This is a genomic window from Xylanibacter ruminicola, assembly GCF_900107775.1.
In the GTDB taxonomy this organism is placed as follows: Bacteria; Bacteroidota; Bacteroidia; order Bacteroidales; family Bacteroidaceae; genus Prevotella; species Prevotella ruminicola_C.
In genome coordinates, this window is sequence record NZ_FNRF01000003.1 from 375,126 (window position 1) to 390,594 (window position 15,469).

Consider the following 15,469-nt stretch of genomic DNA (forward strand, 5'->3'; position numbering starts at 1 on the left):
GTTTGTGTTAAGTCACCAGCATCAGCTTTCTCTATAAAAGTCGAATGCCTCATAGATTTCCTCCTTCGTAGCTGTCTGGTCGATAAGGATATCGCCTACACCTCCCAGCAGTGTGAAGTTTATGATGCCAGCTATATTTTTCTTGTCGTGCGTCATCAGCTCCAACAGGGTGGGGTAATCATCGCACGTAATGTTCATCTTTCCGTAGTGATCCAATATGAATCTCACCGTCTGGCGCATCTTGTCAGTGGGGAATCCCGTTTTGATGGCGCTCAGGTACAATTCTACTATCAGGCCCCATGCCACAGCGTAGCCGTGCAGTACAGGCTTGTGCTTCAGGGCGAACGATTCGAACGCGTGTCCTGCGGTATGACCTAAGTTCAATGCCTTACGGATGCCCTTCTCGGTGGGGTCTTCAGTTACGATACGTTGTTTAACAGCTACCGATTCGGCCACCATACGCTTTAACTGTTCCAGATCAGGGTGCTCGATATCGAACGAGAGCAACTCGCCCAGCATCTTTGCGTCGTTAATCAGACCGTGTTTCAGCATCTCGGCATAACCCGACAGCATGTTCTCAGTATCCAGGGTTTTCAGAAATTCAGTGTCCAGTATCACGCTCTTGGCATTGTTAAACACGCCAATCTCGTTTTTCAGGCCTAGGAAGTTGATGCCTGTCTTACCACCTACCGATGCGTCAACCATCGAGAGCAGGGTAGTGGGGATGTTAATGTAGTTTATGCCGCGCTTAAAAGTCGAAGCCGCAAAACCACCTAAGTCGGTTACCATGCCACCGCCTATATTTATTAATAAGGTGTGACGTGTAGCACCACCATCGCTTAGTTCCTGCCATACATGACTCAGCGAAGCCAGGTTCTTATGCGTATCAGTAGCCTCGATTACGATGCGCTTAGCGCCTGCCATGCTATCGAACTGCTCGATGACTGGCAGACAGAACTCTGCTGTGGTCTCGTCGGCCAGGACGAAAACCTTATCGTGTTCACACTCTGCTATAGCTTCAGCGAGTGTACGATCCAGCTGGTCTGATATGACAACTTTTTGTGGGCTCATTGTTTGGTGCCGTAGTTGACTTTTTAATTTTTATTGTGTGCAAAGATAACATTATTTTTTTAAATCGTAACAAATTAAACAAAAAAAACGCCTATAGGTTAAACTTTTTTTTTGAAAAGGCGTCAAACTTTCAAAAAAACATAGAAAAAAGTAACAATGAGAAGATTATTACTATTCATGATGGCCGTATCTTTAACGGTATTATCAGTACACGCACAGCGCGTGGTTTCAGGTAAAGTGATTGAGCAGGATACGCAGGATGCAGTTATTCAGGCCACCGCTTCTATTCTCTCTGGTGAGAAGGTTGTGGCCAATGGTGTAACCAACACTGATGGTGCTTTCCGTGTTACAGCCCCCAGCGATGGTACATATACCTTAAAGATTACCTATGTGGGCTTTAAAACTTACACCAAGAAGTTTACATTAAAGGATGGTAAGGGTTACAATGCCGGCACCATCTCGCTGAGTCCCGATGCAATCATGCTGAAGGGTGCCACTGTTACAGCGCGCGCCTCGAAGGTAACGCTGAAGGCCGACACCTTTGTATATAATGCAGCCGCCTTCCGTACCCCCGAGGGTTCGGTAGTTGAGGAGCTGGTTAAGCGCCTGCCAGGTGCCGAGGTGAGCGACGATGGTACGATTAAGATTAATGGTAAGGAGGTGAAGAAGATTCTGGTGGATGGTAAGGAGTTCATGACTGGTGATACCAAGACTGCCATGAAGAATCTGCCTACCAATATCATCGACCGCATTAAGGCTTATGACAAGCAGAGCGACCTGGCCCGTGTATCAGGTATCGAGGATGGCGAAGAGGAGACAGTGCTCGACTTTGGTATCAAGCAGGGTATGAACAAGGGCTTTATGATGAATGCCGATATCGCCGCAGGTACCCAGAACCGTTATTCGGGTCGTATCTTTGGTGGTATCATGAATAGCAATATGAAGGTGTTCCTGATGACCAATGCCAACAACACCAACGATATGGGATTCCCAGGTGGTGGCGGTGGTGGCCGTTTTGGTGGTGGTCGCCAGGGTCTTACTGCTAATAAGATGACAGGTGTCAACCTGAACTACGAGAATACAGGCAAGCTGGTTCTGGATGGTAGTGTACGTTGGAACCACAGCGATGGCGATGCCCTCTCAAAGGTTACCAGCATGACCATGTATGGTGCCACCAACTCGCAGTATGGTAACAGTCTTACACAGAACTATACCCGTTCTAACAACTGGAATGCCCAGATGCGTTTGGAGTGGACCCCCGACTCGATGACCAACATCATGTTCCGTCCCAACTTCCGTTATAACTCACAGGATGGCGATAACGAGGGTGCCGAGGCTACCTTCACAGCCAATCCTTTCGACAATAAGAGTATCCTTAGTCCGCTCGACCAGTTGGATGAGCTGAAGGATATCCTGAAGAATAATCGTACGCAGAACAGCGTTTCGTATAGCGATTCAAAGAATGTAAGTGGTATGTTGCAGTTCAACCGTCGTCTCAGCAATACAGGTCGTAACATCACTGTACAGCTGAATGCTGGTTGGAGCGATGGCACCAGCAAATCGGCTTCTAACAGCCTGATTAACTATTACACCTTAGGAATTATCGATTCTACAACCATTACCAATCGTTATTCTATCACCCCAACCAAGAACTACAACTATAGCGCACGCATTACTTATAGCGAGCCTATTCTGCCTCGCACTTACTTGCAGTTCAGCTATCAGTACCAGTATCGTTTCCAGAAGAGCGATCGTGGTACCTATGATTTCAGTAAGATTGATCCAGTGGCAGCTTGGAATGGTGGTTATCGCTCATGGGATGAGTATCTGAGCCAGTTTGGTCGTATCCCATCGCTCGATCCTTATCGCGACGATAGCCAGAGCCGTTACTCTGAGTACCAGAACTACATCCACACCGTTGAGATGATGCTGCGTATTGTTCGCAACTCGTATACCTTTAATATTGGTGTGCAGATGGTGCCTCAGAAGTCGCACTTTATTCAGGACTACAAGGGTATCCATGCCGATACCACCCGCACTGTAACCAACTTTGCACCAACGATGGATTTCCGTTGGAAGAAGTCGCAGACTGGTCAGTTGCGCTTCACCTATCGTGCTAACACCTCGCAGCCCTCTATGAGCGACCTGCTGGATATCGTAGATAACAGCGACCCCCTGAACATTACACGAGGTAACCCAGGCCTGAAGCCTTCGTTCACCCAGAACTTCCGTTTGTTCTACAACGATTACTTCCAGAAGCACCAGCGTGCTGTGATGACATTCGTAAACTTCTCTACCACCGCTAACTCTATCGCCAACAAGGTAACCCTGTTGGATGGTGGTGCACGTATGACCCGTCCTGAGAACGTGAATGGTAACTGGAACGCCAACGTGGGTTTGATGTTCAATACAGCTATCGACTCGGCTGGCTACTTTAACGTGAATACATTTACTAACTTTGGATACAACCACAACGTTGGTTTTGTTAATGATGGTGTGAGCGATGCCAAGGCTGTTACCAAATCGCAGACCATCATGGAGCGTCTGGCCTTCAGCTATCGTAATGATTGGTTGGAGATCGAGCTTAACGGATCGCTCAACTACAACCGCAACCGTAGTGAGTTGCAAACCAGTAATAACCTTGATACCTGGCAGTTTACCTACGGAGGTATGTTGGGCGTAACAGCTCCTTGGGGCACATCGCTTACCACCAACCTGAACATGCAGAGCCGTCGTGGTTACTACGATGCCTCGATGAACACCAACGAGCTTATCTGGAATGCCCAGCTTTCGCAGAGCTTCCTCAAGGGTAAGCCCCTTACCATCTCGCTGCAGCTGTACGACATCCTGCACCAGCAGAGCACACTGTCGAGCACAGTCACAGCTATGATGCGTAACGATACCCAGTACAACGCTGTTACCAGCTATGGCATGGTTCACGTCATCTATCGCTTGAACCTGTTTGGTGGCCGTGCCGGTCGTCAGGGTGGCTTTGGTGGTCCTGGTGGTCCTGGTGGTCGCGGTGGCCGTGGTGGCCGTGGTGGCTTTGGCGGTGGCGGCTTTGGTGGCCCACGTGGTGGCGGCTTTGGCGGCCCACGTATGTTCTAACTAACTTATTAACGGAATTGCTCCAAAATTTTTTGGGGCAATTTCTTTTTTATCTCCCAAAAAAGTGCTACCTTTGCACCCCAAATAAAGCATAGTGCGCCGAATGAAGCAAGCGATGATATTTGCCGCAGGGCTTGGCACTCGTCTCAAGCCACTAACCGACACCATGCCTAAGGCACTGGTGAGGGTAGGGGGGCAGCCGCTCATTTGGCATGTAATACAAAAACTTAAACGTTCTGGTTATGAGCGCATTGTGGTAAATGTTCACCACTTTGCCGATCAGATTGTAACCTATCTCGAGGAAAATCATAATTTTGGTTTGGATATCCGTATCAGCGACGAAACCAGTGCGCTGCTCGAAACAGGTGGTGGCATCAAGAAGGCGCTGCCTTTGTTTGATGCTAATGAGCCCATCCTGATTCATAATGTGGATATCCTGAGCAATCTCGACCTCGAGGCGCTGCCCATGGATGCCCCCTTGCTGGTAGTCAGCGAGCGCCAGACCAAGCGTTATCTGATGTTCGATGACGAGATGCGCCTGCATGGCTGGACCAACATCGAAACAGGTCAGATTAAGGGCGAAAAAGCTGATAAGCTATTAGCTTTTTCGGGCATTCACGTGTTCCACCCATCACTCGTGCCATTGTTGGATGAGTGGCCCGATCGCTTCCCCATTATGGACTTTTATCTCAAGGCCTGTGGCACCCATCTGATCCGTGGTTACGAGGCTAAGGATTTGCGCCTGCTTGATGTGGGTAAGCTTGATACCCTCGACAACGCTGAAAAATTTATCAAATCATTATAGTTTATATGACACAGAAGATTATTATTCTCGATTTCGGTTCGCAAACCACGCAGCTTATCGGCCGTCGTGTGCGCGAGCTGGACACCTTCTGCGAGATTATGCCCTACAACAAATTCCCGAAGGACGATCCCTCGGTGATTGGTGTAATTCTGAGTGGTTCGCCCTACTCGGTACACGATCCTGAGGCTTTCAAGGTCGACCTGTTGCAGTTTGTAGGTCGTGTGCCAGTGCTGGGTATCTGCTATGGTGCTCAGTTCATCAGTCACACCCTGGGTGGTAAGGTCGAAAAGGCCGACTCTCGCGAGTATGGACGTGCCAATCTTGAGACTGTCGACACCACGAACCCTCTGTTCAAAGGTTTCGAGCAGCACTCACAGGTATGGATGAGCCATGGCGACACCATCACCTCAATCCCCGAGGGTTTCGAGGTTATTGGTTCTACTAAGGACGTTAAGAACGCTGCTTTCTGGCGCGATGGCGTATGGGCTGTACAGTTCCACCCCGAGGTGTTCCACACCCTGCAGGGTACACAGCTCCTGAAGAACTTCGTAGTTGATATCTGTGGCAGTAAGCAGGAGTGGAGTGCCGCTTCGTTCGTCGATTCTACAGTAGCCGAACTCAAGGCTCAGCTGGGCGACGACCGTGTGATTCTCGGCCTCTCAGGTGGTGTTGATTCATCTGTTGCTGCTGTACTGCTAAACAAGGCCATCGGCAATCGTCTTACCTGTATCTTTGTAGATCATGGTATGTTGCGTAAGAACGAGTTCCAACAGGTGATGGAGGACTACAAGGTGCTGGGCCTGAATGTGATAGGTGTTGATGCCAGCGCTAAGTTCTTTGCCGATCTGGCTGGTGTTACCGATCCTGAGCAGAAGCGTAAGATTATCGGTCGCGACTTTGTCGAGGTGTTCAATGCCGAGGCTAAGAAGATTACCGATGCCAAGTGGCTGGCTCAGGGTACTATCTACCCCGACCGTATCGAGAGCTTGAATATCACAGGTAAGGTCATCAAGAGCCACCATAACGTAGGCGGTCTACCTAAGGAGATGCACTTGCAGCTTTGCGAGCCCCTGCAGTGGTTGTTCAAGGACGAGGTTCGTCGTGTAGGTCGCCAGTTGGGCATGCCCGAGCACTTGATTACCCGTCACCCCTTCCCTGGTCCTGGCTTGGCTGTTCGTATCCTGGGCGATATCACTCCTGAGAAGGTACGTATCCTGCAGGATGCCGACGATATCTATATCCGCGGTCTGCGCGATTACAAGGTAAAGCTGAGTGGCGAAGAGGCCCGCAAGGTGCTGGCTGCCGGTATCCCTGCCGATATGAAGGATGGCGAGATCGAGGTTTCGCTCTACGATCAGATCTGGCAAGCAGGTGCCATCCTGCTTTCTACTGTTCGCAGTGTAGGTGTGATGGGCGATGAGCGTACCTACGAGCATCCCGTTGCCCTGCGCGCTGTAACATCAACTGATGCGATGACAGCCGACTGGGCACATCTGCCTTACGACTTCATGGCTAAGGTAAGTAACGAGATTATTAATAAGGTACGTGGCGTAAACCGCGTTTGCTACGATATCTCGTCGAAACCACCCGCAACCATCGAGTGGGAGTAAACATCAATACTTTAAAGCTCTGCCGGTTGGCAGGGCTTTTTTGTTAAAATCCTTAAATTACTTGCAACTATCAGATATATATCGTATATTTGCGACGTTAAAAAGCGGACATGCTGAATTAATCAATCCTAGCCATAAACATAGGGTTGATATAACATGGAACTAAAAACCAAATACCGGTTATATTACTAATTAATTATTATCATTATGTACAACTATTCAAAGATCCTTTCTGCTGTTTGTGCAGGAATGTTGGTGATGGGTTCAACCATGCCCGTGGCTCAGGCGCGAGCTAGTCAGGTTGTTACTCAGGCTAAGCCTACTGTGCAGGTGAAGGGTGTGGTTCTCGACACCAGTGGCGAACCTGTTATAGGCGCCAGTGTCATTGAGTTAGGCACACAGAGTAATGGAACGCTTACAGGAGCCGATGGTTCCTTCAGCATTACCGTTGCCAGGGGTGCAAGTATCCGTATCTCTTTTGTGGGTTACAAGAATGTAACTGTTAAGCCTACCGCCGGCAAGAGCGTGAATGTTACTTTGGAAGAGGATTCCGAGGTGCTCAACGATGTGGTGGTAGTGGGTTATGGTACCCAGCGCAAAAAGCTGGTTACAGGTTCAACCGTACACGTAACATCCGACAATATTGCTGCCATCAATGCTGTTGATGCCTTTGGTGCTCTGCAGAGTCAGGCTGCCGGTATGAACATTGTGATGAACTCTGGTCAGCCAGGCGAGAGCTACAAGGTAGTTATCCGTGGTATGGGTACAGCCGGTAGCAACACCCCGCTGTATGTCATCGATGGTGTGCCTGGTGGATCTATCACCGACCTGTCGCCTAACGATATCGAGAGTATCGACGTGCTCAAGGATGCTGCTTCGAGTGCCATCTATGGTGCCCGTGCCTCAAACGGTGTTATCCTGGTAACCACCAAGAAGGGTAAGAGTGGCAAGGTGCAGGTAACCTTCGATGGTTATATGGGATGGCAGAATCCTAATACCAATGGTGTTACCCCGCTGAATGCCAAGCAGTATATGGAGATTAACGATAAGGCCTATCAGATACAGGGTGTGAGCACCTACGACTGGGCCAAGCTTATCCCCAAGCAGTATGCACAGATTATGAATGGCACTTGGAATGGCACCAACTGGCTGGAGGAGACCACCATCCACGATGCGCCCATGCACAATGCCTCTATCAATATCATTGGTGGTAGCGATGTGTCGCGCTTCTCGTTAGGTTTCAGTAAGTATCACCAGACGGGTACTATCGGCTATCCTGCCGATCCTAAGTACGATCGCTATACCGTTCGCCTTAACTCCGATTACTCGCTCATCCGCAAGAAGGGTCGCGACGTGCTCAAGTTCGGCGAGAACATCACCTTCTCGGCTACTAATAAGAAAGGTGTAAGCATTGGTGGTATCTATGGTAACAGCATCCGTAACCTGCTGGCCATGAGCCCGCTACTGCCTGCCTATAACGAGGATGGCAGTTTCTACGAGTACAAGGATATTGTGGCCGATGGCTGGGATTTCAGTGCCGAGATGGCCAACCCGTTGGCTCAGATGAAGTACGACGAGGGCTACGGCTATACCAAGGGCTGGCGCCTGCAGAGCAACTTCTTCCTCGAGTTCTCGCCCATCAAGGATCTTACCTATCGTGCCAGTGCCGGTTGGCTGTATCGCCATCGCGAGGGCCGCAGCTACAAGCCTGTTTACGAGCTCAGTACCAAGAAGTCGAATCCTAACGACGACGTGAGCCAGAACCAATCGTACAGCATCCGCTGGTCGTTAGAGAACACTATCAACTACGTTAAGTCGTTCGGCCTGCATAATATCGACGCCCTGCTGGGTCAGAGTATCGAGAAGTGGGGTTATGGCAGCAGCGTCAGCGTCACCAACAGTAACTCGCTGTTCCCAGGCTCGTTCGATCATGCCTATATCACCAACGCCAATGTGGTTGACCCTGCCTACACCTCGATAGGTGGTAGCCCCGAGGATCAGGGAGCCCTGTCGTCGTTCTTCGGTCGTATCAACTATAACTATGATGAGACCTATCTGCTCTCGCTCGTGCTGCGTGCCGATGGTTCGTCGAACTTTGCCCGTGGCAAGCGCTGGGGGTATTTCCCATCAGTCAGCGCTGGTTGGGTTATCAGCAACGAGGCGTTTATGGAGAAGACCAAGTCGTGGCTCGACTTCCTGAAGATCCGTGCCAGCTGGGGTCAGAATGGTAACTGTAACATCTCTAACTTCCAGTATGTAGGTACCATCGCATTCGACGATCCTTACTATTTCGAGAGCAAGGATAATCCTGGCATCGGTGCTTATCCTAACATCCTGCCTAACAAGGATGTAAAGTGGGAAACCTCTGAGCAGTTAGACCTTGGTTTCGATGCCCGATTCCTGAACAACCGCTTGGGCGTGGCCTTCGACTGGTATAACAAAACCACCAAGGACTGGCTGGTACGTGCGCCCATGTTGCTGTCGTACGGTACAGGTGCGCCTTACGTAAACGGTGGTGATATCCAGAACAAGGGTTACGAGGTGCAGCTTACCTGGAACGATAAGGTGGGTAAGGACTTTGTGTATGGCGTAACCTTCAACTTCTCGCATAATAAGAACGAGGTTACCCGCCTGGCCAACTCCGAGGGTATCATCCATGGTGGTTCTAATGCCATCGCCCAGAACACGGCCGAGCTGTATCGCTTGCAGGTAGGTTATCCTATCGGCTACTTCTGGGGCTATGCCATGGAGGGTATCATCCAGAACGAGGCCGACCTGCAGGATTACATCAACCGTAACTGTAGTGGCGATAAGAAGAACTCGCTGCAGGGCGAATCGCTGCAGCCTGGCGACGTGAAGTTCGTGGATGTGAACGGCAATGGTAAGATTGACACAGGTGATGCCGACAAGACCATGATTGGCGATCCTAACCCCGACTTTACCGTTGGTCTCAACATCAATCTGGCTTATAAGGGCTTCGACCTGGCTCTGAATGGCTACGGCTCGTTCGGACAGCAGGTGGCCAAGAGCTATCGTCAGTTCTCCGATCACCCCGATGACAACTACTGTACCGATGTTTACACCAAGTACTGGACAGGCGAGGGTAGCACCAACAAGTATCCACGCTTCTCCGATGGTAAGAACGTGAACATGAGCGAAATCTCGAAGGTTTGGGTAGAGGATGCCGACTTCTTCAAGATCTCTCGCATCGCCTTTGGCTACGACTTTAAGAAGCTCTATCATAAGCTGCCCGTGCAGAAGTGCCGCCTCTATGTGGCCCTCAGCAATTACTTCTGCTTCACCGGCTACTCGGGTATGGATCCTGAGGTTGGTTTCGGCAATGGCACCAGCTGGGCTTCGGGTATCGACTGTGGTTACTATCCATCGGCTCGTTCATGGCAGGTAGGACTGAATATAAACTTCTAAACTCATGGTAATTATGAAACACGATAAATCTTTCATGCTTAAATTACGTAATTTTGGCATAGCAGTAGCAGCCATATTGCTGGCTTGCGCCTGCGACGATTTCCTGGATACCGAGAACCTTACGATGAAGGATACCTCGAACTTCCCTGTTAACGAGACCGATGCCGTGCAGATGGTAAATGGTATCTACTCTGTTATGAACCGCAACCTGGCCGACCCCGAGGAAGACCCCTTCTTTATATTCGATATCGCTGGCGACGACCGCTTGGGTGGTGGTAGTCAGAGTAACATTGGCGCTCAGGGTGTCGATCGCCTCATGAATGCCTATGTGGATTGGATGAAACCCCTTTGGAAGCAGCGCTATGCAGGTATCAACCGTGCCAACAACGCCCTCGAAACCATCGACAACGTTACCGAGTGGAGCTCGCCCGATAAGAAAAAGCAGTTGCTGTGCGAAATCTACTTCCTGCGTGCATTCTATTATTTCAACCTTGCACAGGTGTTTAATGGTGTGCCCCTGGTGCTCAGCACCGAGCCGCAGAACCTGCCACGCGCCACAGCCGACGATGTGTATGCCCAGATTGGTAGCGACCTGAAGGCTGCTATCGAGAATGGTCCTTCAACCAAGTATCCCGCCTTTGGCGAGGGTCGTGCCTCAAAATGGGCAGCCGAGGGTTTGATGGCCCGTGTATGGCTGTTCTATACAGGCTTCTATAACAAGAGCGAGCTGCCTTTGGCCGAGGGTGGTAGCATCTCAAAGGCTCAGGTAGCCTCGTGGCTCGAGGATTGTATCCAGAACTCTGGCTTTGGCCTGGTTAGCGATCAGCGCAACCTGTGGCCTTACACCAACCCCTATACCGCCAAGGATTATCCTTATGCCCTCGACAACGGTTTGAATTGGGTGACCGACGAGAATATGGAGAACATGTTTGCCGTTAAGATGAGTAACAAGGCCGGTTGGAGTGCCGACTCGCAGTTGCGCCACAACCGTATTGTTGAGTTCTACGGCCTGCGCAAGACCACTGTTGATGCCTTCCCATTCTCAGTTCAGGGTTATTCTAACGGTCCTGTGTGCGAAAAACTGTGGACCGATTGGGCTGCCGATCCCGACTATCAGGGCGACTATCGCCGTGTAGGTTCTATCTGCGATCGTGCCGTCGAGATTCCTAAGTACAAGGGCGATCCCGCCAAGGAGGTAGAGAACACCAACCTGCTGGCTAAGAAGTACATAGGTTGCGAGGCCTATAGCGAGGATCACAGCAGCCGCTACCTTAGCTATGCTTACTACTATGGCTCTGAGAACAACCGCCAGTCGGGTCTTACTCAGTCGCTGGTATGGCTGCGCTTTGCCGATGTGCTGCTCATGCACTCCGAGCTTACCGATGGTAAGGCTGTGCTCAATGGCAAGAGCGGACTGAATGCCGTTCGCCAGCGTGCCGGCTTGAACGATATCACCTATAGTCTGGCCGCCCTGAAAAAGGAGCGCCGCTACGAGTTGTGTTTCGAGGCTCTGCGCTGGAACGACCTGCGCCGTTGGGGCGATGTGGCCGATAAGGTTAAGAATCAGGTAGGCAATAAGATTACCAACCAGGGCATCCCTGGCGAGTATGCCTTTACCAACGATTTCATGCAGCGTTATAACGAAACAGGTGGTGGATTCTTCAAGATTCCTGAGGATCAGGTAACCCTGTCGGAGGGTGTGCTCGAGCAGAACCCCGGCTGGGGCGATGGCACCAACTGGGCCAAGGGCGACCTGCCGTATAAGTTCAAGTAAAATAAAAACCCCGCTAATCGGCGGGGCTTTTTTATTGTTTATTTATTTTTCAGCAGATCTCTGATCTCAGCCAGCAGCTCTTCCTGGGTGGGACCCTTAGGAGCCTCGGGCTCTGGAGCAGGCTCTTCCTTCTTGCGGTTCAGTTTGTTAATACCCTTCAGCATCAGGAAGATACAGAATGCTACGATCACAAAATCTACCACGTTCTGTATAAACGTACCATACTTCAGCACAGCTGCACCCTCGCCGTCGCCAATCTGGAAAGCCAGGCTGGTAAAATCTACATTGCCAGTAATCATACCTACAACAGGCATCAGTACATCGTCAACCAGCGAGCTAACAATCTTACCAAAGGCACCGCCAATGATAACACCCACTGCCATGTCCATCACATTGCCCTTAACGGCAAACTCCTTGAATTCTTTAATAAATCCCATAAGCTTTAAATGTTTAATGTTTAATGTTTAATATATTAATGTGTGAATTGTAATCTGTATTTTGCAATCATTGGTTTTTTGCCGCCGATTTTTATACTTTTTACTTTTCAGTTTTCACTTTTCACTTTATTTTTAAGTGATTTATGCTGCAAATATAGGAATAATTTTGTAACTTTGCATCCGAAAATAAAAAAAAGTTCGTTTTTCGAGCTAAAAAAGTTAGTAATAATAGGTATAACCCATTTAAATAATTAAGTAAAATGACAAAAGTAGCAATTAACGGTTTTGGCCGTATTGGTCGTCTCGCATTCCGTCAGATGTTCGAGGCTGAAGGTTATGAAGTAGTAGCAATCAACGACTTGACAAGTCCTAAGATGCTCGCTCACCTGCTGAAGTACGATACCGCTCAGGGTGGTTTCTGCGGCAAGTTCGGTGAGAACAAGCACACTGTAGAGGCTGGTGAGGATTTCATCGTTGTTGATGGTAAGAAGATCACTATCTATGCTATTCCTAACGCTGCTGAGCTCCCTTGGGGTAAGCTGGATGTAGACGTTGTTCTGGAGTGCACAGGTTTCTACACATCTAAGGAGAAGGCTTCTGCTCACCTCACTGCTGGTGCTAAGAAGGTTGTTATCTCTGCTCCTGCTGGTAACGATCTGCCTACTATCGTTTACAATGTAAACCACAAGACTCTGACTCCTGCTGACACTGTTATCAGCGCTGCTTCTTGTACAACAAACTGTCTGGCTCCTATGACAAAGGCTCTGAACGACCTCGCTCCAATCCAGAGCGGTATCATGACAACTGTTCACGCTTACACAGGTGACCAGATGATTCTCGACGGTCCTCAGCGCAAGGGTGATGTTCAGCGTGCTCGTGCTGGTGCTCAGAACATCGTTCCTAACTCAACTGGTGCTGCTAAGGCTATCGGTCTCGTAATTCCTGAGCTCAACGGTAAGCTCATCGGTGCTGCTCAGCGCGTTCCAACTCCAACTGGTTCTACAACTATCCTGCACGCTGTTGTTAAGGGTGATGTAACTGTTGAGAGCATCAACGCTGCCATGAAGGCTGCTCAGAACGAGTCATTCGGTTACACTGAGGAGAAGCTCGTTTCAAGCGACATCATCGGTATGAAGTTCGGTTCACTCTTCGACGCTAACCAGACAATGGTAAGCAAGATGGAGGACGGCAACTCACTCGTACAGGTTGTTTCTTGGTACGACAACGAGAACTCTTACACTTCTCAGATGGTTCGTACTATCAAGTACCTCGCTGAGCTCAAATAAGATCAAATCTTAGTTTGACATATTTTAAGCCACTCGATTTTGTCGGGTGGCTTTTTTTGTGTACCTTTGCCTTCGTAAAATAACGTATTATTACAGTAAACCTAACGTAAAAATGAAAAAGTTACTATTATCAGCTATGCTGTTCGCAGCAAGTACCGGGCTGGTTACTGCCCAGACAGTTCAGAAACAGATTGTAGAAGAGGGTGGTACAGGCCCGTTTAAGTCCGAGGTGGTAGGCGATGCCTCCTGCCCAGGCTTCACCGTGTATCGCCCGCAGAACCTGCAGCAGGTGGTAGCCCAGAAAGGCGCCCTGCCAGTCATTGTCTATGCCAACGGCGCCTGCTTTAATAATAATGTGGAGATGCGCCTGCTGTTGAGCGAGGTGGCCTCGTATGGCTACGTGGCAGCAGCCATCGGTCCTTACGACGAGGCCGATGTGATGGCCCAGTGGCGTGGTGTGCTCAAGTCGGCCTATCCTGCCACCAAAGGCAAGGTAGTGATGGCCAATGGCGAGGAGATTAAGCCCCTTACCCCTGAGGAGATTAAGGCCCAGCAGGAAGAGCAGGCCAAGATGATGGCCCAGGCCACCAAGAAGGCCAAGAAGGCCGCTGCCCCACAGTTCAGCACCTATCCCAAGATGCTGCTCGAGGTGCTCGATTGGCTTACCGAGCAGAATGCTGCTGCTGGTTCCGAGTATTACCACTGCTTGGATCTGCAGCGTGTAGCCGCTATGGGGCAATCGTGTGGTGGTGCCCAGGTACTTGCCATCGCTTACGATCCCCGTATCCGCACCTGTGTGATGCTCAACACCGGTATTGGCGATATGGAGATGATGGGCGCCACCAAGGAGTGCCTTAAGAATCTGCACACCCCTATGTTCTATATGATTGGTGGTCCTGCTGATATCGCCTATGCCAACGCCCAGAAGGATTACGAGCGCATTGCCGACGATATCCCCGTGGTGATGCTCAACTCAAAGGATGGCCACAGCGGCACCTATTACGAGGCCCATGGCGGCAACTATGCCAAGGCCGTAGTAAAGTGGCTCGACTGGCAGCTCAAAGGCCAGGTAGCTCAGTCGGCCCTCTTCCTCGACGATGAGTACCTCAAGCTCAAATTCCCCGAGTGGCAAGGTGTCCGTAAGAACTTCTAATCCGTAGGGTTTCCCCTATCCACAAAGGATTTTTACTATTTTTTTATATTAGGCCGATTTTTGTGATTCTAGTCAACAATATCGGCCTAATTTGGCATTTTCTGCAAAACTATTGCTTCAGATTTAAGTTTTCGCCTTACCTTTGCAGTGTGTTTAATTATTAAAAAGAAAAGAAATGAAAAAGATTTTTATGACACTCGCAGCAGTGTGTGTAGCTGCAACAATGAATGCACAGGTTTACGTAGGTGGTGGTCTTGGTCTGGCTTCTACATCTCAGGATGGCAACACCAACACTAAGCTCAAGCTCATGCCCGAGATTGGTTACAACATCAACGACAGTTGGGCCATTGGTGTAGCTTTCGGATATGCTGAGGACGAGTATTCAACCAAGGTTGCTACTAAGACTGTATCAGTTAAGGACAAGTTGTTCCAGATCAGCCCATACGCACGTTACACCTTTGCTAAGTTCGATAAGGTAAACCTCTTCCTCGATGGTGGTTTCGATTATATCCACGAGGATCCCGCAGCAGGTAACAAGGTAAACACCTTCGGTCTGGGCATCAAGCCAGGTATCGCTGTTAACCTCAACAAGAACCTCAGCTTCGTAGCTCACGCAGGTTTCCTGGGTTGGCAGAGCGAGAAGGAGGATGTTGATGGCGCCAAGGCTGCTAACACCTTCGGTTTCGACCTCGATGGTTCTGACCTCAGCTTCGGTGTTTACTACAACTTCTAATAGTAACAGCTTAGTTTATATAAATCAAAAACAGATGGCTGCGCCCTTCCCGGTGCAGCCATCATC

At 49.7% G+C, this 15,469-nt stretch carries 10 protein-coding genes; 8 read left to right on the top strand and 2 right to left on the bottom strand.

What is annotated here, in order from left to right; genetic code table 11:
* Positions 1–21: 21 nt before the first annotated feature.
* Complete coding sequence (gene aroB, locus BLU97_RS09160; protein WP_074761250.1) at positions 22–1,071, bottom strand: 3-dehydroquinate synthase; 1,050 nt, start codon at positions 1,069–1,071, stop codon at positions 22–24.
* A gap of 156 nt (positions 1,072–1,227) precedes the next feature.
* On the opposite strand from aroB, the gene BLU97_RS09165 reads away from it, so the two are divergent.
* From BLU97_RS09165 to BLU97_RS09185, 5 genes are all read left to right on the top strand, one after another.
* Complete coding sequence (locus tag BLU97_RS09165) at positions 1,228–4,179, top strand: TonB-dependent receptor (protein WP_074761251.1); 2,952 nt, start codon at positions 1,228–1,230, stop codon at positions 4,177–4,179.
* A gap of 103 nt (positions 4,180–4,282) precedes the next feature.
* Positions 4,283–4,984: a nucleotidyltransferase family protein gene (locus tag BLU97_RS09170; protein WP_074761252.1), complete on the top strand. Its 702-nt coding sequence runs from the start codon at positions 4,283–4,285 to the stop codon at positions 4,982–4,984.
* A gap of 5 nt (positions 4,985–4,989) precedes the next feature.
* The gene (gene guaA / locus BLU97_RS09175) at positions 4,990–6,594 is read left to right on the top strand and encodes a glutamine-hydrolyzing GMP synthase (protein ID WP_074761254.1); all 1,605 of its coding nucleotides are present in this window, start codon (positions 4,990–4,992) and stop codon (positions 6,592–6,594) included.
* A gap of 207 nt (positions 6,595–6,801) precedes the next feature.
* A complete protein-coding gene (locus BLU97_RS09180) occupies positions 6,802–10,020 on the top strand; it encodes a SusC/RagA family TonB-linked outer membrane protein (RefSeq protein WP_074761255.1) in 3,219 nt (1,072 codons plus the stop codon).
* 13 nt (positions 10,021–10,033) lie between these two features.
* A complete protein-coding gene (locus BLU97_RS09185; protein ID WP_175456353.1) occupies positions 10,034–11,794 on the top strand; it encodes a RagB/SusD family nutrient uptake outer membrane protein in 1,761 nt (586 codons plus the stop codon).
* Positions 11,795–11,832: 38 nt separating this feature from the next.
* On the opposite strand, the gene mscL is transcribed toward BLU97_RS09185, so the two are convergent.
* Positions 11,833–12,231, bottom strand: coding sequence for a large-conductance mechanosensitive channel protein MscL (mscL, locus tag BLU97_RS09190; protein ID WP_074761257.1), 399 nt, complete (start codon positions 12,229–12,231; stop codon positions 11,833–11,835).
* Positions 12,232–12,491: 260 nt separating this feature from the next.
* Between mscL and gap the strand changes: the two genes are divergently transcribed.
* From gap to BLU97_RS09205, 3 genes are all read left to right on the top strand, one after another.
* The gene (gene gap / locus BLU97_RS09195; RefSeq protein ID WP_027451058.1) at positions 12,492–13,517 is read left to right on the top strand and encodes a type I glyceraldehyde-3-phosphate dehydrogenase; all 1,026 of its coding nucleotides are present in this window, start codon (positions 12,492–12,494) and stop codon (positions 13,515–13,517) included.
* 112 nt (positions 13,518–13,629) lie between these two features.
* Entirely contained in the window at positions 13,630–14,670 is a 1,041-nt protein-coding gene (locus tag BLU97_RS09200; RefSeq protein ID WP_139208965.1) for a hypothetical protein, read from the top strand.
* Between the two features lie 175 nt (positions 14,671–14,845).
* Positions 14,846–15,403 (top strand): outer membrane beta-barrel protein, encoded by a 558-nt coding sequence (locus tag BLU97_RS09205; protein WP_074761260.1) that lies wholly within the window; start codon positions 14,846–14,848, stop codon positions 15,401–15,403.
* Positions 15,404–15,469 lie beyond the last annotated feature (66 nt).

What these genes read in the sequence shown, in the direction of transcription:
- aroB (WP_074761250.1), bottom strand. Translation starts at nt 1,071, where the DNA reads ATGAGCCCACAAAAAGTTGTCATATCAGACCAGCTGGATCGTACACTC.
- BLU97_RS09165 (WP_074761251.1), top strand. Translation starts at nt 1,228, where the DNA reads ATGAGAAGATTATTACTATTCATGATGGCCGTATCTTTAACGGTATTA.
- BLU97_RS09185 (WP_175456353.1), top strand. Translation starts at nt 10,034, where the DNA reads ATGAAACACGATAAATCTTTCATGCTTAAATTACGTAATTTTGGCATA.
- BLU97_RS09170 (WP_074761252.1), top strand. Translation starts at nt 4,283, where the DNA reads ATGAAGCAAGCGATGATATTTGCCGCAGGGCTTGGCACTCGTCTCAAG.
- BLU97_RS09205 (WP_074761260.1), top strand. Translation starts at nt 14,846, where the DNA reads ATGAAAAAGATTTTTATGACACTCGCAGCAGTGTGTGTAGCTGCAACA.
- gap (WP_027451058.1), top strand. Translation starts at nt 12,492, where the DNA reads ATGACAAAAGTAGCAATTAACGGTTTTGGCCGTATTGGTCGTCTCGCA.
- guaA (WP_074761254.1), top strand. Translation starts at nt 4,990, where the DNA reads ATGACACAGAAGATTATTATTCTCGATTTCGGTTCGCAAACCACGCAG.
- BLU97_RS09180 (WP_074761255.1), top strand. Translation starts at nt 6,802, where the DNA reads ATGTACAACTATTCAAAGATCCTTTCTGCTGTTTGTGCAGGAATGTTG.
- BLU97_RS09200 (WP_139208965.1), top strand. Translation starts at nt 13,630, where the DNA reads ATGAAAAAGTTACTATTATCAGCTATGCTGTTCGCAGCAAGTACCGGG.
- mscL (WP_074761257.1), bottom strand. Translation starts at nt 12,231, where the DNA reads ATGGGATTTATTAAAGAATTCAAGGAGTTTGCCGTTAAGGGCAATGTG.